Here is an 18,660-nt window from a genome sequence, read left to right as displayed (position 1 = left end):
GAGGGGCCCGTCAGTCGTGCGGCACCGCGATGGCCGCCAGCTCCGCTCCGGGGGCGACGGTGAGCCCGTTCATGCCGTAGAGGATCTGTCCGGTGGCGGTGGCGGTGACCTTGTGTTCGCTGCCGTCGGCCGGGTCGACGACCCGTCCGATGGTCTGTCCCTCGGTCACCTCGTCGCCGGTGGTGGCGTCGGGGTACCACAGGCCGGCGGCCGGGGACTCGACGGCGCCGGTCCAGACCCAATCACGCGGCTGCGCGGTGAGCGGTGCGACGTGCTGGGGCGCGTCGATCACGCCGAGGTGGTGCAGGAGCCGGTACAGGCCGTCGAGCAGGGTCCGCGTGGCGGCGGCATCCCGCTCTCCGAGCTGGCCGGTCTCGATGAGGATGGCGGGGATGCTGTGCCGGGCGGCCGCGGCGTGGCTGTTGCCGCCCTCCGCGTTGCGGCCGAAGAGTACACGCTCGTAGCCGACAGACTTCGCCATGCCCCGCGTCTTCGCGTCCAGTTCCTCGTCCGAGGTCAGGCGGTAACCGACGAAGTCGAGCAGGGTCTCGTCGATGCCGCCGCTGTGCAGGTCCGCGTAGGCGTCGGCGCCGCTGATCACGTTCTCGAAGAGCCAGGCCGCCAGCCGCTCGGTGGGCCCGCCGTCCTTGTCGCCGGGGAAGACGCGGTTGATGTTGACGCCGTCCAGCGGGGACTTGCCGAGGCGGCCGTCGTACACGGCAGGGGGGTTGGCCACCGGGCAGATCACCACCTGGCCGCTGACCTCCCCCGGTTCCAGCAGTCCGGCGAGGCGGGCGGCCGCGTCGGTGCCGATGAACTCGCCGCCGTGGACGCCGCCGGTGAGCACGACCCTGGGGCCGGGCCGGGAGCCGTTGACGAGGATGAGAGGGATGTCCACGGTGGTGGGACCGAGGTCCACGGGGACGGTGCCCCGGGTCTTGCGGCCGGGTTCGGCACTCAGGGGGCCGACGGTCAGTGTCATGTCGTACCTCATTCAGGCCGCGGTGCGGCGGAGCGTGGTGAGGAAAGCGGTCGGCGGGGAGCCGGGTCCGGTGCCGTTCAGTCGTGTGGCGCCGCGATGGCCGCCAGCTCCGCGCCGGGGGCGACGGTGAACCCGTTCATGCCATAGAAGATCCGGCCGGTCGCGGTCGCGGTGACCTTGTGCTCTGGGCCGCCGGCCGGATCGATGATGCGGCCGATGACCTGCCCCTCGGTGACCTCGTCGCCGGTGGCCGCCTCCGGATACCACAGGCCGGTGGCCTCGGACGCGGCGAGGCCGACCCAGACCCAGTCGCGCACCGGCCGCGGTGCCGGCGCCGGGCCGGACGGCTCGTCGTCTCCGTACGGTCCGGCCGGGTCGAGGCAGCCGATGTGGCGCAGCAGCCTGTACAGGCCGTCGAGGAGGCGGCGAACGGTGGCCGGGGTCCGGTCTCCGGCCGTACCGGTCTCGATGAGGATGGCGGCGATGCCCTGGCGGGCGGCGGCCGCGTGGCTGTTCCCGCCGTCGGCGGTCAGCCCGACGATGACATCCCGGTAGCCGACCGACCGGGCCATGGCCTCGGCTTGTGCGTCGAGGGCCGCGTCGCCGGTGAGGCGGTAGCCGACGAAGTCGTCCAGGGTCAGGTCGATGGCGCCGGCGTGCAGGTCGGCGTAGGCGTCCGCGCCGTCGAGCAGGGTGGCGAAGAGCCAGGCGGCCAGGCGTTCGGTGGGGCCGCCGTCCGGGTCGCCGGGGAAGACGCGGTTGATGTTCACGCCGTCCACCGGTGAGACGCCCAGCCGACCGCCGTAGGCCGCCGGCGGGTTGGCCACGGGGCAGATGACGATCTGCCCGTGGACCTCGCCGGGTTCCAGTGCCGCCGCGAGCCGTGCGGCGGCGTCCACGCCGGTGAACTCTCCGCCGTGCATGCCTCCGGTGATCACCAACCGAGGGCCGGGGTGGGCGCCGTTGATCAGGGTGAGCGGGACGTCCGTGGTCAGGGTTCCCAGGTCGGCGGTGACGCTGCCGCTGGTCTTGGTGCCGGGCTCGGCGCGCAGGGTGGCGATCGTCAGGTCGCGGGTCATGGCGCGCGCGTCGTTGTCGTCGTTCGTCATGGCGGTCAGGCCTCCGTCCGGCCGGTGGTGGAAAGGAAGTCGATGGGCTGGGCCGAGGAGCCGTCCAGCGCCAGGTCGGCGGCGATGTCGCCGAAGGCGGGCGAGAGCTTGAAGCCCTGGCCGGAGAAGCCGGCCAGCAGGATGATGTCGTCGCGGCCGGGCAGGGGCCCGACCAGCGGGCGGGTGCTGTCGGTGTAGCCCTCCATGAAGACGGCGAGCCGTACCGGGTCGGGGTTCAGGCCGGGGAGGTAGCGGCGGACCATCGCGGTGAAGGTTTCCAGTTCTTCGGGGGCGACGGTCCGGTCGAGCTTGTTGGGGTCGTCCACGGGCTTGTGGTGGGCCTGGGACAGGCCGAGCTTGACGGCGAGACCGTCCGGGGACGGGATGCCGTAGAAGGGGATGTCGCCCCGGCGGATGAAGGCAGGGCGCTCCGCGTCGGCCTGGTGGTCCTCGTTGGGCAGGAACCAGGCGCTGATCGCGCGGTAGACGCTCACCTCCCACGGCAGGTCGGGCAGCAGGTCGCCCACCCACGGGCCGGGGGTGACGACCGCGGCGTCGAAGCGTTCCGTGTCGGAGTCCGTGCGGACCTCCACGCCTCCCCCGGCAACGGGGTCGACCTCCCGCACCGGGGTGTAGCGGCGGATCCGGGCGCCCAGTTCCTCGGCGCGGCGGGCCGCGGTCTGGACCGTCAACTCGGGGCGGACGAAGCCCGCACGGGGGTCGAGGACCGCCAGGTCCCCGTCGTCGACGCGGAACTGCGGGAAGCGCTTGGCCAGCGCCTCGGCGTCGATCACCTCGTGGTCGAGGCCGTGCTCGGCGATGACCTTCATGATGGTGCGCATCTCGGGGTCGTCGCCCGGCCCCGTGAACAGGCAGCCCGTCAGCCGGCGCAGCTCCCGGCCGGTCTCCGCCTGCAACTGCTTCCAGAGGGCGTCGGCGTGCCGGACGAGCGGCACGTACCGGCCGTCGTCGGTCTGCACGCTGCGGAAGACCCGGGTCTCACCGCCGGCGGCGCTGCGGTCGTGCCCCGGGGCGAAGCGATCGTAGGCAACGACCTCGGCGCCCCGTGCCGCCAGCCGCCACGCGGCCTGGCTGCCCACCGTGCCGGTACCGACGACGGCGACACGTTTCCTCGTGGCCATGTGGTTCTCCTTGCCCGTGTGCCGGATCGTGGTCGGGGCGGCTCAGGCCACGGTGCGGTCGACGGTGGAGATGAAGTCGATGGGCTGGGATGACCGGCCGTCCAGCGCCAGGTCCGCCGCGATGTCGCCGAAGGCGGGTGAGAGCTTGAAGCCGTGGCCGGAGAACCCGGCGAGCAGGATCACGTTCTCGTTGCCGGTGCCGGGCAGGGGGCCGACCAGCGGGCGGCTGCTTTCGGTGTAGCCCTCCATGTAGACGGAGAGGCGGGTCGGGTCGGGGTGCAGGTCCGGCATGTAGCGGCCCATCAGCTCGGTGAAGATCTCCAGCTCCTCCGGCTGCACCGTCCGGTCCAGCTGGTTCGGGTCGCCCGCGAGCCGGTGCAGGGCACGGGAGAGGCCGAGCTTGACGGAGACGCCGTCCGGCGAGGGCAGGCCGTAGCAGTGGGTGGGCGCCGTACGGATGAACGCCGGGCGCTCCTCGCCGAACCAGGCGTCGCTGGTGGGCACGTACCAGGCGCTGACGAGGCGGCGGATCTCCACCTCCCACGGCAGGTCGGGCAGCAGGTCGTTCACCCACGGGCCGGGGCTGACCACCGCCGCGTCGAACCGCTCGCTGCCGGCGTCGGTGTGGACCTCCACCCCGCCGCCGCTCGGCACGATCTCGCGGACCGTGGTGTAGCGGTGGATGCGGGCGCCCAGTTCCTCGGCGCGGCGGGCGGCGGTCTGGATCGTCAGCTCCGGCCGGATGAAGCCCGCGCGGCGGTCGAGCACGGCGGCGTCGCCGTCCTCGATCCGGAACTGCGGGAAGCGCTTGGCGAGCAGTTCCGCGTCGAGCACCTCGTGGTCGAGGCCGTGCTCGGCGATGGACTGCAGGACGGTGGCCATCTGCTGCTGCTCGGTCGGCCCCATCAGCAGGCAGCCGGTCAGGCGGCGCAGCTCACGGCCGGTCTCCTGCTGCAGCCGCTCCCAGAGGGCGTCGGCGTGCTGGAGCAGCGGGACGTACCGGGAGTCCTCGAAATGGGCGCTGCGGAAGATCCGGGTCTCCCCGCCGGCGGCGCTGCGGTCGTGGCCGGGAGCGAACCGGTCATAGCCGACGACCTCCGCTCCGCGGGCCGCCAGGCGCCAGGCGGCCTGGCTGCCCATCGTTCCGACGCCGACGACGGCGACACGCTTCCTGACAGACACAGGGCTTTCCTTTCGATCGCCGGGTGCGCATGCTGGGCCCCGACACAAGAGGCTGGTGCGATTCGCGTGGCGTGGGGTCGGCGGAGATCCAGAGCTCGTGGCCGACCGGGGTGGGATCCGAATCGTTCTCTCGGTTCATGCCACATTGTGGAACGCTGTGCTAAGATCTGGCACGAGAATGACAGCCACTCCTGCGGGAGTCAAGGGGATGTCGGCCAGGTATTTCGAGGATTAACAGGGGGAAACCGGATGGAAATGAAGAGCGTGACCAGGTCGCTGCGCATCCTGGAGGCGGTCGCCCAGCACCAGCCAGTCACCGTCGGGGAGTTGACGAAGCTCTTCGGGCTTCCGAAGTCGACCGTGCAGCGCACGCTGGTCACGCTGGCCGAGGCCGGCTGGCTGCGCGCGAACCGCAAGGACACCACCCGCTGGGAGATCGGCGCCCGCGTCCTCGCCGTACGCCCCGCCGCCCTCCAGGGCTCCAGCCTCCTCGCCGCCGCCCACGAACCCATGGTCCGCCTCCGCGACACGGTCAACGAGACCATCCACCTGACGGTGCCCGACGCCCTGCAGTGCATGGTCGTCGTCGACCGCGTCGACTGCGACCACGCCGTACGGACCTTCCACACCATCGGCGACACCTCGCCCCTGCACGCCACCGCCACGGGACAAGCCGTTCTCGCACATCTGCCGAAGGCCGACATCGACGAACTCGTCGACCGTGGACTGGAGCGGTTCAGCGACTCCACGCCGACCGATCCCGCACAGCTGCGGGCCGAACTGGACCGCGTGCGGGCAGAGGGCTACTCGGTGAACGTCAACCAGTACCGTCCGGACGTGTGCGCGGTGGCCGCGGCCGTGCTGAACGAGGACGGCACACCGCTCGCGGCGGTGGCCGTGTCGATGCCGGCTTCCCGGTACGACCCGGACCGGCTGCCCGAGTGGGGCCGCCTCGTCGCCGACACGGCGGCGGAGATCGCCGCGCGCCGCACGGGCGGCTGAGCCGGGGAGGCTGCCCGGGCCAGCGAGGACGGGCCGGGCAGCCGCGCCGCCATGGCAGGGGCGACCCGTGGGAGGCGTGGGTCCGACGCTGACCCGGAGGTCACAGAGGCCCGCGCTCGGAGTATTCCTTCTCGACCACTTCTCGGAGCGCCGAGACGAAGCGGTCGAGCTCGTCCTTGCGCGTGTAGATGCCCGGTGACACACGAAGCCCGCTCAGATGCCGTACCTCGCGGTACTTGGTGTGGACTCGGTAGATCTCCCTCAGTTGCCGCTCCACGGCCCTGTTGTCCAGGTGGTCGATCGAGAACAGCGTGACGGCACCCAGGTTCTCCGTGTCCAGCGGGGTGTGCAGCCGGAATCCGGGGATGTCCTGGGCGAGATCCACCCAGTAACGGGTGAGCTCCCGCAGCCGCGCGTGGATTGTCTCCACGCCGATCTCCTTGTGGAGCCGCGTGGCCGGCGCGATTCCCGCCTGGAGGGCGGAGTTGTACGTGCCGAGGTTCCAGTGGTCGAACTTGTCGATGCGCAGCGGCGGCGGGTCGAAGGGAGCCAGCAGCGGCCAGGTGTCGTCGATCCGGTCCCGCCTGACCACGAGCATGCCGTTCCCCACCGGCGCGCCCATCCACTTGTGGAGGCTGGTGATGTAGTAGTCGCAGCCGAGTTCGCGGAAGCTGACCGGCATCTGCGCGAAGATCTGAGCGCCGTCGACGACGGTGCGGATGCCGTTCTCCCTCGCCAGACGGCACAGCCGCTCGGCCGGCACGACCCGCCCCGTCCAGTGGTACATGTGGGTCACCTGCAGCACCCGCGTACGCGGGGTGAGCGCCGCGGCGTACGCCGCCACGATGTCGTCGTCGCTGTCCATCAGGTCGAAGCCGGCCGTCACCACCTCGATCCCCTCGCGGTCCTGCCGCTGCCGCCAGGCCGCGAGCACGCTCGGGTAGTCCCACGCCGACACCACGACCCGGTCGCCCGCGGACAGCGGTATTCCGAAGATCGCCGTGCAGAGCCCTTCGGTGGAGTTGCGGTTGAGCGCGATCTCGTCGGGCTCGCAGTCGATCAGTTCCGCGAGCTGCGCCTTGACGTCGGGAAGCCCGGCATCGAGCTTCTGCCACATGGTGGAGTCGGGGTTCTGACTGACCAACCGGTAGGCATCGATCGTCGCCTGCTCGACTACCAGCGGCGGCGGGCTCACGGCCGCGTTGTTCAGGTTCAGCAAGGGCCGCTGCTCCGGGTAGGCCGCGCGGACGCGTTCCCAGAAGTCGTCCCCGGCGAGATCGGTGCTGCTCATGAGGGCATCTCCATCGTCTTGGCGGTAAGGCAGGGCTGCGGCAGACGGTCCGCGCCCCGTGCCCCGGCCGGGGGGAGGCCGGGGCACGGGGCGGCCTCGCGCGGTGCGAGACGGCGCGGTCAGGGCATGACCGCCGCAAGGGCACCGGCACCGCGAGGTCCATGGCGTCGAGGAACTCCCCGACAAGGCGAGGCTGTCTCACAGCAAGCCGTGCCACATTCTGGAACCCTATGCTAATATCCGGCACGAGAATGGCAGCCGGCAAAGAGGCAGTCAAGAGGGTGTTGGTCAGATATTTCGAGGATCAGCAGGGGGAAACCGGATGGAAATGAAGAGCGTGACCAGATCGCTGCGCATCCTGGAGGCGGTCGCCCAGCACCAGCCGGTCACCGTGGGAGAACTGACGAAGCTGTTCGGACTGCCCAAGTCCACCGTGCAGCGCACCCTGGTCACGCTGGCCGAGGCCGGCTGGCTGCGCGCGAACCGCAAGGACACCACCCGCTGGGAGATCGGCGCCCGCGTCCTCGCCGTACGCCCCGCCGCCCTCCAGGGCTCCAGCCTCCTCGCCGCCGCCCACGAACCCATGGTCCGCCTCCGCGACACGGTCAACGAGACCATCCACCTCTGCGTACCCGACGCCCTCCAGTGCATGGTCGTCGTCGACCGCGTCGACTGCGACCACGCCGTACGGACCTTCCACACCATCGGCGACACCTCGCCCCTGCACGCCACCGCCACCGGGCAGGCCGTCCTCGCACATCTGCCGAAGGCCGACATCGACGAACTCGTCACCCGCGGACTCGAGGGTTACAGCGACTCGACCCCCACCGACCCCTCACGCCTGCGCGCCGAATTGGGCCGCGTGCGCACCGACGGCTACGCGGTCAACCGCAACCAGTACCTGCCCGGTGTCTGCGCCATCGCCGCACCTGTCCTGGACGATCGCGGCAGCCCGCTGGCCGCCGTCGCCGTCTCCCTGCCCGACTCCCGCTTCTCCCAGGACCGGCTGCCTGAACTGGGCCGGCTGGTCGCCGACACCGCGGCGGAGATCACCGCACGCCGCCTGGGCTGACGCCGACACCGAACGCCGCGCTCGACAGCTGGGACGGCAACGCCCGTAGCCCGGGACGCCGTCGAAGGACGGCCTCCCGGGTTACGGGCGGGGCAGGTGAGGGCCGTCCGACCCGTGCCCGGTGGCCTGGAAGACCGGGCACGGGTCAGCCCGTCACGGTGCGCGACGCGGAGGAGTCAGGGCATGACCGCCCTCATCGCACGGGCACCGCGAGGTACTGGTACTCCAGGAACTCGTCGATCCCCACCCGGCCGCCTTCCCGGCCGAGCCCGGACTGCTTGACGCCGCCGAAGGGGGCGGCCGGGTTGGAGACGAGCCCGGTGTTGAGGCCGACCATCCCCACCTCCAGGCGCTCACTGACGCGCAGGGCACGGTCCAGGCCCTCGGTGAAGACGTACCCGACCAGGCCCCAAGGGGTGTCGTTCGCACGGCGGACGACCTCGTCCTCGTCGTCGAAGGTGAGGATCGCCGCGACCGGACCGAAGATCTCCGTGTCCATCAGGCGGCTGCCGGGGTCCACGCCGGCGAGCACGGTAGGCGGGTAGAAGCAGCCCGGGCCTTCGGGCGTACGACCGCCCACGATCACTCGAGCGCCGCGCTCCACCGCGTCGGCGACCAGTTCCTCGACCTTGGCACGTCCGGCCCTGTCGATCAGCGGGCCGACATCGACGCCGTCCCGGGTGCCCGGACCCACGACGAGCGCGCCCATGCGCTTGGCGAGCCGCCGTCCGAACTCCTCCGCCACGGAGCTGTGGACGAAGAAGCGGTTCGCGGCCGTGCAGGCCTCGCCCATATTGCGCATCTTGGCGACCATCGCGCCGTCCACGGCCACGTCCAGGTCGGCGTCCTCGAAAACGATGAACGGCGCGTTGCCGCCCAGCTCCATGGACGTGCGTACGACCGTGTCGGCGCACTGCGCGAGCAGCAGCCGTCCGACCTGCGTGGAGCCGGTGAAGGACAGCTTGCGGATCCGGCCGCCGCGCAGCAGCGGTTCACATACCTCGCCCGCCCGGGAAGTGGTGACGACGTTCAGCACCCCGTCAGGCAGCCCGGCCTCCTTCAGGATCGCGGCGAGGGCCAGGCTCGACAGGGGTGTCTGCGGGGCCGGCTTGAGGATCATCGTGCAGCCCGCCGCGATCGCCGGGCCGATCTTGCGGGTGCCCATCGCCAGCGGGAAGTTCCACGGGGTGATCAGCAGGCAGGGGCCGACCGGGCGGCGGGAGAGCAGCATGCGGTTGCGGCCGTCGGGCAGGACGCCGTAGCCGCCGTCGATGCGCACGGCCTCCTCGGAGAACCAGCGGAAGAACTCCGCCGCGTACGCCACCTCTCCCCTGGCCTCGGCCAGCGGCTTGCCCATCTCGGACGTCATGAGGTGGGCGAGCTCGTCGGTGCGCTCCAGGATGATCTCGTGCGCGCGGCGCAGGATCTCGCTGCGCGCCCGGGGCGCCGTACGGGCCCACTCCTCCTGCGCCTCGACGGCCGCGTCCTCCGCGAGCCGGGCGTCCTTCGGGCCCGCGTCGGCGACGTGGCAGAGGATCTCGCCGGTCGCCGGGTCGTCCACGGGCATGGTGGCGCCGTCCGCGGCGTCCACCCAGGCACCGCCGATGAACAACTGCGTGGGTGTGTCGGTCATGAGGTCTCTCCTGGCTGATTGGCGGGGTCGAGGAGTTCCGCGAGGTGCAGGGCGCGGATGTCCCGGTCACCGGCGAGGTGGTCGATCTGGGTGGCACAGCTGAAGCCGTCGGCCACGACGGCGGTGCGTGAGTCGCCTCGTGCCGCCTCGTCGATGCCGTCGAGGCGGGGTTTGAGGGCCAGGTCGGCGACGGCCATCGAGGTGTCGTAGTGCTCTGCCTCGAAGCCGAAGTTCCCGGCGAGTCCGCAGCAGCCCTCGGCCTCGTCGACCTTGCGCACGCCTAGCCGGCGCAGCAGGTCGGCGGCGCGGCGGCCCTTGAAGGTGGCGTACTCGTGGCAGTGGGTCTGCAGCACGACGTTCCCGGGCAGCGGCGGCGGGGTCCAGCCCTCGTCGGCGAGGTCGGTGAGGGCGCCGGTGAAGGTCTGGACGCGGTCCGCGACGCGCTGGGCGGCCTCGGTGCCGAGCAGTTCGGGTACGTCGCGCTTGAGGGCGGCGGCGCAGCTTGGCTCGGCCACGATGATCGGCCGGTCGTCGCCGTCGTCCAGGTGGGCGACCGTGCGGGCCATGATCCTGCGGGCCGTGGACAGCTGGCCGGTGCTGACCCACGTCAGACCGCAGCACAGGCCGTCCTGCGCGGTGGTGGGGATGCCGGCGTCGGCGAGGACGCGGCTCGCGGCACCCGCCACCTGGGGGCGGAAGGCGCGGGTGAAGCTGTCGACGAAGAACAGGGCCTTCGCCGGCTCAGCGGTTCTCGCGGCGCGCAGGGTTTTCCGTAGGGCGCGCCGGGAGGCGAAGGCCGGGATCCTGCGCTTCGTCGTCACGCCGCCGAGGCGGGCGAGGAGCCTGCCGATCGGGCCGCGCAGCAGCAGATTGACCGGGCGGGCGGCGTAACCGGCGAGGGCGGAGGTCAGCGGCAGCCAGCCCAGCGAGTAGTGGGAGCGTGGCCTGAGCCTGCCCTTGTAGTGGTGGTGCAGGAACTCCGCCTTGTACGTGGCCATGTCGACGCCGACCGGGCAGTCGCTGGAGCACGCCTTGCAGGACAGGCACAGATCGAGGGCGTCCTTGACCTCGGTCGAGCGCCAGCCGTCCTGGACGGCCTCGCCGCGCACCATCTCCTGGAGCATGCGGGCCCGGCCGCGGGTGGAGTCGTTCTCCTCTCCCGTGGCCCGGTAGCTGGGACACATCACGCCGCCCGCGTCGCTGCGGCAGCGGCCGACACCCACACAGCGGCGCACGGCACCCGCGAAACCGTCCTCGTCGTGCGGGAAGCTGAACAACGTGCTGACGGGCACCACGTCGGGCGTGTGCAGCGCGAGGTCGGCGTCCAGCAGGGCCGGATCGACGATGATGCCGGGGTTCAGCAGCCCCTCGGGGTCGAAGATCTTCTTGAACGCGGCGAACGCGCCGATCATCCGGTGGCTGTACATGACCTCCAGCAGCTCGCTGCGGGCCCGTCCGTCGCCGTGCTCGCCCGACAGCGTGCCGCCGTGCTCGACGACCAGGGCGGCCGCCTCGGTGAGGAACCTGCGGGCGGCGGCCCGGCCGGTGTCCGTGCCGAGGTCGAAGTCGACCCGCACGTGGACACAGCCCGCGCCGAAGTGCCCGTACAGCACGCCGGTCAGCCTGTGCGTGGCCAGCAGCTTGCGGAAGTCGCGCAGGTAGGCGGCCAGGTTCTCGGGGGCGACCGCCGCGTCCTCCCAACCGGGCCAGGACTCCCCGCCGTCCACGAGGCGGGCGGCGAGCCCGGCCCCGTCCTCGCGGACCCGCCACAGGGAACGCCGCTCGGCAGCGCTCTCCACGACCCGTCCGCCGGTCAGCCGACCCTGTGCCTTGAGTGCGTCCAGCAGCTCGGCGGCGCGGGCGGTGACCGCTGCCTCGTCCTCGCCTTCGAGGCCTTCGAGTTCGACGTAGAGCCAGGCGCGGCCCTCAGGCAGGCCGGTGACGGAGTCCGGGCCGCGGCGGGCGCGCATGGTGGCGACGATCGCCTCGTCCAAGCCCTCCACGGCGCTGGGCGACCAGCGCAGGATCTCCGGCACGTCCTCAGCCGCGTCGACGACGTCGTCGTAGCCGAGGGTCAGCAGCGCGGAAGCCTGTGCGGTCGCCACCAGGCGGACCGTCGCTGCGGTGACGACCGCGCAGGAGCCCTCGGTGCCCACCAGGGCGCGGGCCATGTCGAACCCGTTCTCCGGCAGCAGGTGGTGCAGCTGGAAGCCGGAGACCTGGCGGGGGATGCGCCCCAACTCGGTGCGGATCGGCGCCAGGTTGTCGTCGATCAGGCGCCGCAGGTCCGTCTCGAGCCGGGCGACGCGCCGCACGGCTTCCGCGTCGCCCGGCTCGGCGGCACGCAGCCCGCAGTGGTCGGCGACGGCCCGCACGCCGTCGGCCGTCACGATCTCCAGGGCCTCGATGTGGCCGCTGGTGCGCCCGTCTCGCACAGACCGGTTGCCGCACGCGTCGTTGCCGATCATGCCGCCGAGGGTGCAGCGGCTGTGCGAGGACGGGTCGGGACCGAAGGTGAGCCCGTGCGGGGCGGCGGCGCCGCACAGCGCGTCGAGGACCACGCCGGCCTCGACGCGCGCGGTGCGCGCCTGCGGGTCGATGTCCAGGATCCGGTTCATGTACCGGGAGAAGTCCAGGACCACACCGAGTCCGACGGCGTTGCCGGCCATGCTGGTGCCGCCGCCCCGCGCGGTGACCGGGATGCCCACCTCTCGGCAGGCCCGCAGCACCGCGACCACGTCGTCGGCGGTGCGCGGGAAAGCCACGGCGCGTGGCAGTACTCGGTAGTTGGAGGCGTCGTAGGCGTAGGGGCCCGTGCCGCCAGGGCCGGTCTCCACCCGCAGGCCGGGCGCGATCTCGGCGATGCGGGCCGTCAGACCCGCCAGGTCGCGGGTGGCGGTGGTCATCGGTCCGCCGCTCCCGACGTCCCCGCCTCCACGGCGTTCGCCCAGGCCTGGAGGCCCTCGTCCACGCCCGCCTCGTCGATCACGAGCGCCGGGATCATCCGGACCACCTGGTTCCAGGCACCGCACAGCAGCAGGAGCAGGCCCTCGTCGATGGCGGCCCGCTGCACGCGGGCGGCGGTCTCGGGGTCGGGGCTGCCGTCCTCGGTGACGAACTCGGTGGCCAGCATCAGCCCGAGGCCGCGCACGTCCCCGATGCCCGGGGTCCGGTCGGCCACCGCCTCCAGGCCCTGGCGCAGCCGGGCGCCCATCGCCTCGGCGTTCTCGACGAGCTTCTCGTCGCGTACGACGTCGAGGGTGGCGCAGGCCGCGGCGCAGGCGACGGCGTTGGCGCCGTACGTACCGCCCTGCGAGCCGGGCCACGCCTTGGTCATCAGTTCCTCGGAGGCGGCGATGCCGGAGATCGGGAACCCGCTGGCCAGCCCCTTGGCGGTGATCAGGATGTCGGGCGCGACGCCGAAGTGGTCGTGCCCCCAGAACCGGCCGGTGCGGCCCACGCCGGTCTGCACCTCGTCGAAGGTCAGCAGGAAGCCGTGCCGGTCGGCGCGCTCGCGCAGCCCCTCCAGGAAGGCGCGGTTCGCGGGCACGTATCCGCCCTCGCCGAGCACCGGCTCGACGATGATCGCGGCCGTGTCGGCGGGCGACGAGATCGTCTGGAGGGTGTAGTCCAGCTCCCGGAGGGCGAAGCGGGTGGCGGTCTCCTCGTCCCAGCCGTACCGGAAGGCCGTCGGGAAGGGGGTGACGACCACGCCGCTCATCAGCGGCGAGAAGCCCGAACGGAAGCGGGTGCCGGAGGTGGTCATGGAGGCGGCGGCCACGGTCCGGCCGTGGAAGCCGCCGTGGCAGACCAGGACGTTCGGCCGGCCGGTGGCCTGGCGGGCGAGCCGCAGCGCGGCTTCGACGGCCTCGCTGCCTGAGTTGGTGAAGAACAGGCTGTCCAGGCCGGCCGGCAGCACCTCGCCCAGCTTGTCGACCAGGCGCCGCAGCGGCTGGTGCATGACGGTCGTGTACTGGCCGTGGATGAGCGTGCCCACCTGCTCCTGCGCCGCCGCCACGACCTTGGGATGGCAGTGCCCGGTGCTGGTGACGCCGATCCCGGCGGTGAAGTCCAGGTAGCGGCGGCCGTCCTCGTCGTAGAGGTGGACGCCTTCGCCCCGGGCCGCCACTACGGGCGTGGCCTGGCGAAGGTGCGGCGACAGTGCGGTCATGTTCGTCTCCCGGCCCATGCGTTGCGGTCTACTGCGGCATCTCGAGCATCCCGGCCCATCTGGACGGCGACAACGCCTGATCTGTCCAGCTCGGCAGTCCTGTTCGGACGTTGTGTCAAGCGTCCCGGGCACGGCGGCGGGGCCGGGGCCGCGACGGCGGCCGTAGGGTCGCTCTTGCGCAGGTCAAACGCGCTTGTCACAGTGTCCGGGCACGCAGGGAGGCACCATGAGCGAGAACGTCGAAGCGTCCGCGCCGCCGGTCACCGAGGATCACGAGTCCGCCGCGTCCGGTGGCGCGCTCACCGTGGCCGACGTGCTGGCCCTCCCGGTCCTCGCCGCGGGGCGGCCCCAGGTCGTGACCGGCGTCACCCGTCTCGACCGGCCGGTCCGCTGGGTCCACATCACCGAGCTGACGGACCCCGCCTCCTTCCTCAAGGGCGGCGAACTCGTCCTGACCACCGGCATGCCCCTGCCCGAGGACCCGGCGGGTGTCCGCCGCTACGTCGACGAACTCACGGACGTGGGCGCCGCCGCCCTGGTCATCGAGCTCGTACGGCGCTACCACCGCCCGCCCGACGCCCTCGTCCAGGCGTGCCACGCCCGGGGCCTCCCGCTCGTCACCCTTTCCAAGGACGTCAACTTCCTGGAAGTCACCCAGGTGGTCCACGCGCTCATCCTCGGCAATCAGGCGGACGCGATGCGCAGGACCCAGCGGATCCACGAGGCCTTCACCACGCTGACGCTGCGCGGCGCGGGCCCGGAGGACGTGGTGCGTGCCGCAGCGGAGATGAGCGGCCGTACGGTGGTCCTGGAGAACCTGGTCCACCAGGCGCTGACCTGCGAACCTTCGGGCACGACGGTGGAAGAGGCGCTCACCGACTGGGAACGCCGCTCCAGGGCGACCCCGACCGGCGATCACACGGAGGTCCGGGGCCCGGAGTCCTGGCTCGTGGCACCCGTGGAGTACCGGGGCGAACGCTGGGGGCGCGTGGTGATGCTGTCCTCCGTGGCTTTCGGGCACGAGGACGTCACCGTCCTGGAGAGGACGGCGATGTCCCTCACCATCGCCCGCCTGATCCACCCCACGCCCTGGGAACGCACCGCGCACCGAAGCGCCCTGCGCGATCTCGCCGAGCGGCGGCACCGCTCCCCCGAGGACGCCCGCGCCCGCTGCGCGGCACTGGGCCTGCCCACGGAGGGCGGCACCTTCCTCGCCGTACTCGTGGAAACCCGCACGGAAGACGGTGGCTCCGAGACGGAGGCCCGCCTGTCCCAGGAACTGCACACCGCGGGGATCCCCGCACTCGTCGGTCAACTGGCCCCCGGTCGCCTCGGCATCCTGCTCGCCCTGCGCCCCACGCAGTCCTGGCGCCCCGTGGTGGAGCGACTGAGCCGCACCGCGCTGGACCTGGACCCGGAGGTGGTCGTGAGCGTCGGTTCCGAGGTGGCGGACCTCTCCGACGCCGCCCGCTCCTTCCGTCAGGCGGCCCGCGTCACCGAGGCCGTCCTGCCCGGTCAGCCCCTCCCCGAGGGCAGGTCCTTCCACGAACTGACCGACATCGGCCTGCGCCATCTGCTGTACGCGCTCCGCGAGGACACCCGGATCCAGGAGTACGCCGAGCGTCAACTCGGGCCGCTCATCGACCACGACACCCGGCACGGCACCGACCTGCTGACGACCCTGCGCCACTACCTGGACGCGGCAGGCAACAAGACGACCGCGGCACGTCGCGGCAACCTGTCCCGGGAGACCGTCTACCAACGCCTGCGCACCATCGAGCGCCTGCTCGACCGTGATCTCGAATCCGGGGAACAACGCACAGAACTGCACGTGGCACTCACCTCGCTCGATGTCCTGCGGGTCGGCTGAACGAGGGCCGACGCAACCAGCCCGGCGCAACCAGCCCGGCGCAGCTCAGGCGGTCTGGCGGGCGCGCTCGGCAGCCACCGGCCCGCGGGCGGACGCGCGCAGGTTACGACCACGCCGAGTCAGCCCCCAAGGCTTGAGGACGGAGATCACCGTCATGAAGACGTAGGCGGACAGCGAGACGATCGGCCCGAACAGGACGTCGCCGGCGTCGGGCAGCGCTTCGCCCACGGCTACGGCGGCGACCGCGGAGTTCACCCCGGGGCGCAGTGCGAAGACCGTGGCGGTGGTCGTGGCCAGGGTCAGCCAGAACTTCGTGCAGACCCATCGATGCCTCGCCAGTCCCCACGGAGTGCCCAGGGACAGCACCAGGCCGCTGAGGAGGGTGAGGAACGCGACGGGGAGCAGGAGCCAGTCGGCGAAGAGCTTCATGGCTCGGACGGAGGCCTCCATGGTCACCGGGGATCCGGTGGTGGCCGCGGTGACCCCGAGTGCGAGCAGCCCGAGCGTGAGCCCGAGCCAGCCGGCGGAGGCGATTACGTGGACGACGAGGGAAGCCCGGCGTGCGGGTCGGCTCAGTTTCACGTCACTCACCGTGCCGTCCGGGGGCGGCGAGTACGTCTGACAGCGGGAGTAACCCCGCGTACTGGCGTCGGCGTACCCGGCACGACTCGACGTACGCCGTGCACCCTGGTCCGCATCCGGGTCCGGGGCGGTCCGGGCGGCTTCTACCGGCCGGCGGCACCCCTCCTGGCCCGGCAGGTCCGCTCGTCCCTGGCCAAGGACCTGCGCGACCTCGAACGCGGACTCACCGAATGACCGGCGGCGACGTCCGTGAGCCCTCACCGGCCGTGCCCACGCACCGGCATCAGGCCCGGGCGAGCTCGGCGGCGCCGAAGGAGACGTCGAAACGGTCGCACCAGATGCTGACGCTGCTGTAGCGGGCGGGGTCGACGTCGGCGGGCACGGCGTAGTTCTGGCTTCCCTTGTTGCCCTTGAGCTTGCCGAGACTGACGTACTCCCCGTCGTCGAAGACGTGCCAGCCGGCCCGCCCCTCCTTCACCGGCGCGTCGGTCAGCCACACGCGCAGGTCCGGCCCGTTGCTTGTGTCGAGGTTCTCCAGCCGGACGACGTGGGAGCCGTCGGCCAGCCGTACGAGCTTCACCGTGCCCGACGTCGCGTGCTCGTGGCTGATCAGCTCACCCCCGGCGAGCGTCCGCGGCCCGGAGGGCGACGCGGAGGAGTTCGCCGAAGGCGCCGCCTCGGGAGCCGCTTCAGGAGGCTCGGCGGCCTCCACGACGCCGGGCAGGGCCTCGTCCACGGTCTCGTCCTGCCACAGCTTCCACGGCTGGAACCAGTAGAGCCCGAAGCCGACGCCGACGACGGCGACCACCAGCACTCCGATGCCCCACGGTCCGCCCAGCACCTTCCGCACGCGCCCCATTCCCGCCCCGCTTCCTGTGAGTTCCTGTCGCTGTCCCATTCAACGGGGCGGGCGGCCGTCGCGGACCCCGAGAAAGATGACGGAACCCTTACGTCGTCGGAGCGGGGCCGAAGCGGAGGACAGAACTATCTGCCTTTCGGATAATGATCTGCACCAATCATGACATTTCCCCCACCCTGGGAGGTCTCATGGCTTCGCGCCTCAACCCGTACATCACCTTCGGCGGCGACGCCCGGCAGGCGATGGAGTTCTACAGGGAGGTCTTCGGCGGCACCCTGACCCTCAACACCTACGCGGAGTTCGGCCAGGCGGACAGCCCGGAGGCCGACAAGATCATGCACGGCATGCTCGAGACGACGAGCGGCTTCACCCTGATGGGCGCCGACGCCCCTCCGGGCATGGACCACACCCCCGGCAACAACTTCTCGATCAGCCTCAGCGGCGACGACGACGCCGAGCTGCGCGGCTACTGGGAGAAGCTGTCCGCCGACGGCTCCGTCTCCGTCCCGCTGGAGCGGCAGATGTGGGGTGACGTGTTCGGCATGTGCACCGACCGCTTCGGCATCCCCTGGATGGTCAACATCAGCGGGCCGCAGAGCTGACCGGAGTGCCGACGGGCACGGAGGGCGAGCGATGCCGCAGGTGGCGCAATCCATAGCGGACGTCAAGCGCCGGCAAGGATTTGGGCATGGTCGGGATTCAGCCATGGTTCTGACATTCGTTTCCACCTAGCGTGGTGTGGGCCCGGCCCACGCCGGGTCCCGCTCTCGGGAACACCCCTGCTCACACCTGTCGTAGAGGACCCATGCCCATGTCCATGTCCCCGTCCCGGCGCCTCGCCCTGATCACCGGCGCCTCACTGGCCCTCCTCGCAGGCTGTGGCAGTTCGTCGGACTCCGGCGGCGGGAGCGGTTCGCAGAAGCCGGCCGCCGCGTCCAAGGTCGCTGTCGTCGCCTCCACCAACGTCTATGGCGACATCGTCGAGCAGATAGGCGGCGCGAAGGCCGACGTCACCTCGATCATCAGCGACCCCGACCAGGACCCGCACTCCTACGAGGCCGACACCCAGAACCAGCTGGCGCTGTCCAAGGCGAAGGTCGTCATCGAGAACGGCGGCGGTTACGACGACTTCGTCGACCGGATGCTCAAGAGCGGCGGCTCCTCCGCCGAGGTGATCAACGCCGTCAAGGTCTCCGGCAAGAGAGCCCCGAAGGGCGGCGAGCTCAACGAGCACGTCTGGTACGACTTCCCCACCGTCGCCAGGATCGCCGACCGCATCGCCGCCGCGCTCGGCAAGGCCGACCCCGACGACTCGGCCACCTTCACGAAGAACGCCGAGACCTTCAAGACGAAGCTGGAACCGCTGGAGGCGAAGGAGGCCCGGATCAAGAAGGACCACGGCGGCGAGGGGGTGGCCATCACCGAACCCGTGCCGCTGTACATGCTCGACGCGTGCGGCCTGGTGAACAAGACGCCCGAGGAGTTCAGCGAGGCCATCGAGGAAGGCGACGACGTCTCGCCGAAGACTCTGCAGAGCACCCTGGCGTTGTTCACGGACAAGCAGGTCAAGGCCCTGGTCTACAACGAGCAGACCTCCGGCCCGCAGACCGAGAAGGCCGAGAACGCGGCGAAGACGGCCGGCGTCCCCGTCGTGCCGGTGACCGAGACCCTGCCCGAGGGCAAGGACTACCTCGACTGGATGACCGCCAACGTCGACGCGCTCGCGAGCGCGCTGGACCAGTGAGCGGGTCCACCGTGGCCTGCG

General features: G+C 71.5%; 15 protein-coding genes. 5 read left to right on the top strand and 10 right to left on the bottom strand.

Annotated elements, in window-relative coordinates; genetic code table 11:
• Nucleotides 1-10: 10 nt before the first annotated feature.
• The 4 genes from CLM62_RS39835 to solA (CLM62_RS39820) all read right to left on the bottom strand — a co-directional run bounded on the left by CLM62_RS39835 (nucleotide 11) and on the right by solA (CLM62_RS39820) (nucleotide 4,415).
• Entirely contained in the window at nucleotides 11-982 is a 972-nt protein-coding gene (locus CLM62_RS39835) for a succinylglutamate desuccinylase/aspartoacylase family protein (RefSeq protein WP_257004359.1), read from the bottom strand.
• Between the two features lie 77 nt (nucleotides 983-1,059).
• Entirely contained in the window at nucleotides 1,060-2,091 is a 1,032-nt protein-coding gene (locus CLM62_RS39830; RefSeq protein WP_257004358.1) for a succinylglutamate desuccinylase/aspartoacylase family protein, read from the bottom strand.
• A 5-nt stretch (nucleotides 2,092-2,096) separates the two neighbouring features.
• Entirely contained in the window at nucleotides 2,097-3,233 is a 1,137-nt protein-coding gene (gene solA, locus CLM62_RS39825) for an N-methyl-L-tryptophan oxidase (protein ID WP_095754753.1), read from the bottom strand.
• A 42-nt stretch (nucleotides 3,234-3,275) separates the two neighbouring features.
• Nucleotides 3,276-4,415 (bottom strand): N-methyl-L-tryptophan oxidase, encoded by a 1,140-nt coding sequence (gene solA, locus CLM62_RS39820; RefSeq protein WP_095754752.1) that lies wholly within the window; start codon nucleotides 4,413-4,415, stop codon nucleotides 3,276-3,278.
• 255 nt (nucleotides 4,416-4,670) lie between these two features.
• Here solA (CLM62_RS39820) and CLM62_RS39815 point away from each other — a divergent pair, with 255 nt between their 5' ends.
• Complete coding sequence (locus tag CLM62_RS39815; RefSeq protein WP_095754751.1) at nucleotides 4,671-5,417, top strand: IclR family transcriptional regulator; 747 nt, start codon at nucleotides 4,671-4,673, stop codon at nucleotides 5,415-5,417.
• 100 nt (nucleotides 5,418-5,517) lie between these two features.
• Here the strand turns inward: CLM62_RS39815 and CLM62_RS39810 are convergent, their stop codons facing one another.
• Nucleotides 5,518-6,708 carry an aminotransferase class V-fold PLP-dependent enzyme gene (locus CLM62_RS39810; RefSeq protein WP_095754750.1) on the bottom strand — a complete coding sequence of 397 codons (1,191 nt, stop codon included), beginning with the start codon at nucleotides 6,706-6,708 and terminating at the stop codon, nucleotides 5,518-5,520.
• A 328-nt stretch (nucleotides 6,709-7,036) separates the two neighbouring features.
• Here CLM62_RS39810 and CLM62_RS39805 point away from each other — a divergent pair, with 328 nt between their 5' ends.
• On the top strand, nucleotides 7,037-7,780 hold the full coding sequence (locus CLM62_RS39805; protein ID WP_095754749.1) for an IclR family transcriptional regulator: 744 nt from the start codon (nucleotides 7,037-7,039) through the stop codon (nucleotides 7,778-7,780).
• A 193-nt stretch (nucleotides 7,781-7,973) separates the two neighbouring features.
• On the opposite strand, the gene CLM62_RS39800 is transcribed toward CLM62_RS39805, so the two are convergent.
• The 3 genes from CLM62_RS39800 to CLM62_RS39790 are packed head-to-tail and all read right to left on the bottom strand — an operon-like array spanning nucleotide 7,974 to nucleotide 13,584.
• The gene (locus CLM62_RS39800) at nucleotides 7,974-9,413 is read right to left on the bottom strand and encodes an NAD-dependent succinate-semialdehyde dehydrogenase (protein WP_095754748.1); all 1,440 of its coding nucleotides are present in this window, start codon (nucleotides 9,411-9,413) and stop codon (nucleotides 7,974-7,976) included.
• Complete coding sequence (locus CLM62_RS39795; protein WP_095754747.1) at nucleotides 9,410-12,319, bottom strand: FAD-binding and (Fe-S)-binding domain-containing protein; 2,910 nt, start codon at nucleotides 12,317-12,319, stop codon at nucleotides 9,410-9,412. The genes CLM62_RS39800 and CLM62_RS39795 overlap by 4 nt, the downstream gene beginning before the upstream one ends.
• The gene (locus CLM62_RS39790; RefSeq protein ID WP_095754785.1) at nucleotides 12,316-13,584 is read right to left on the bottom strand and encodes an aspartate aminotransferase family protein; all 1,269 of its coding nucleotides are present in this window, start codon (nucleotides 13,582-13,584) and stop codon (nucleotides 12,316-12,318) included. The genes CLM62_RS39795 and CLM62_RS39790 overlap by 4 nt, the downstream gene beginning before the upstream one ends.
• Before the next feature lie 226 nt (nucleotides 13,585-13,810).
• Between CLM62_RS39790 and CLM62_RS39785 the strand changes: the two genes are divergently transcribed.
• On the top strand, nucleotides 13,811-15,454 hold the full coding sequence (locus tag CLM62_RS39785) for a PucR family transcriptional regulator ligand-binding domain-containing protein (protein WP_095754746.1): 1,644 nt from the start codon (nucleotides 13,811-13,813) through the stop codon (nucleotides 15,452-15,454).
• Nucleotides 15,455-15,499: 45 nt separating this feature from the next.
• Here CLM62_RS39785 and CLM62_RS39780 read toward each other — a convergent pair whose 3' ends face one another.
• Both CLM62_RS39780 and CLM62_RS39775 read right to left on the bottom strand, forming a co-directional pair.
• Nucleotides 15,500-16,036 carry a DUF2269 domain-containing protein gene (locus CLM62_RS39780; protein WP_095754745.1) on the bottom strand — a complete coding sequence of 179 codons (537 nt, stop codon included), beginning with the start codon at nucleotides 16,034-16,036 and terminating at the stop codon, nucleotides 15,500-15,502.
• Between the two features lie 283 nt (nucleotides 16,037-16,319).
• On the bottom strand, nucleotides 16,320-16,895 hold the full coding sequence (locus tag CLM62_RS39775; protein WP_095754744.1) for a DM13 domain-containing protein: 576 nt from the start codon (nucleotides 16,893-16,895) through the stop codon (nucleotides 16,320-16,322).
• A gap of 188 nt (nucleotides 16,896-17,083) precedes the next feature.
• On the opposite strand from CLM62_RS39775, the gene CLM62_RS39770 reads away from it, so the two are divergent.
• Both CLM62_RS39770 and CLM62_RS39765 read left to right on the top strand, forming a co-directional pair.
• Nucleotides 17,084-17,497, top strand: coding sequence for a VOC family protein (locus CLM62_RS39770; RefSeq protein ID WP_095754743.1), 414 nt, complete (start codon nucleotides 17,084-17,086; stop codon nucleotides 17,495-17,497).
• 209 nt (nucleotides 17,498-17,706) lie between these two features.
• Nucleotides 17,707-18,639: a metal ABC transporter solute-binding protein, Zn/Mn family gene (locus CLM62_RS39765; RefSeq protein ID WP_095754742.1), complete on the top strand. Its 933-nt coding sequence runs from the start codon at nucleotides 17,707-17,709 to the stop codon at nucleotides 18,637-18,639.
• The last annotated feature ends 21 nt before the right edge of the window (nucleotides 18,640-18,660 follow it).

The sequence above is a fragment of the Streptomyces sp. SA15 genome (genome assembly GCF_002291145.1).
Taxonomy (GTDB): domain Bacteria; phylum Actinomycetota; class Actinomycetes; order Streptomycetales; family Streptomycetaceae; genus Streptomyces.
This window is presented reverse-complemented; position numbering and strand designations above follow the sequence as displayed.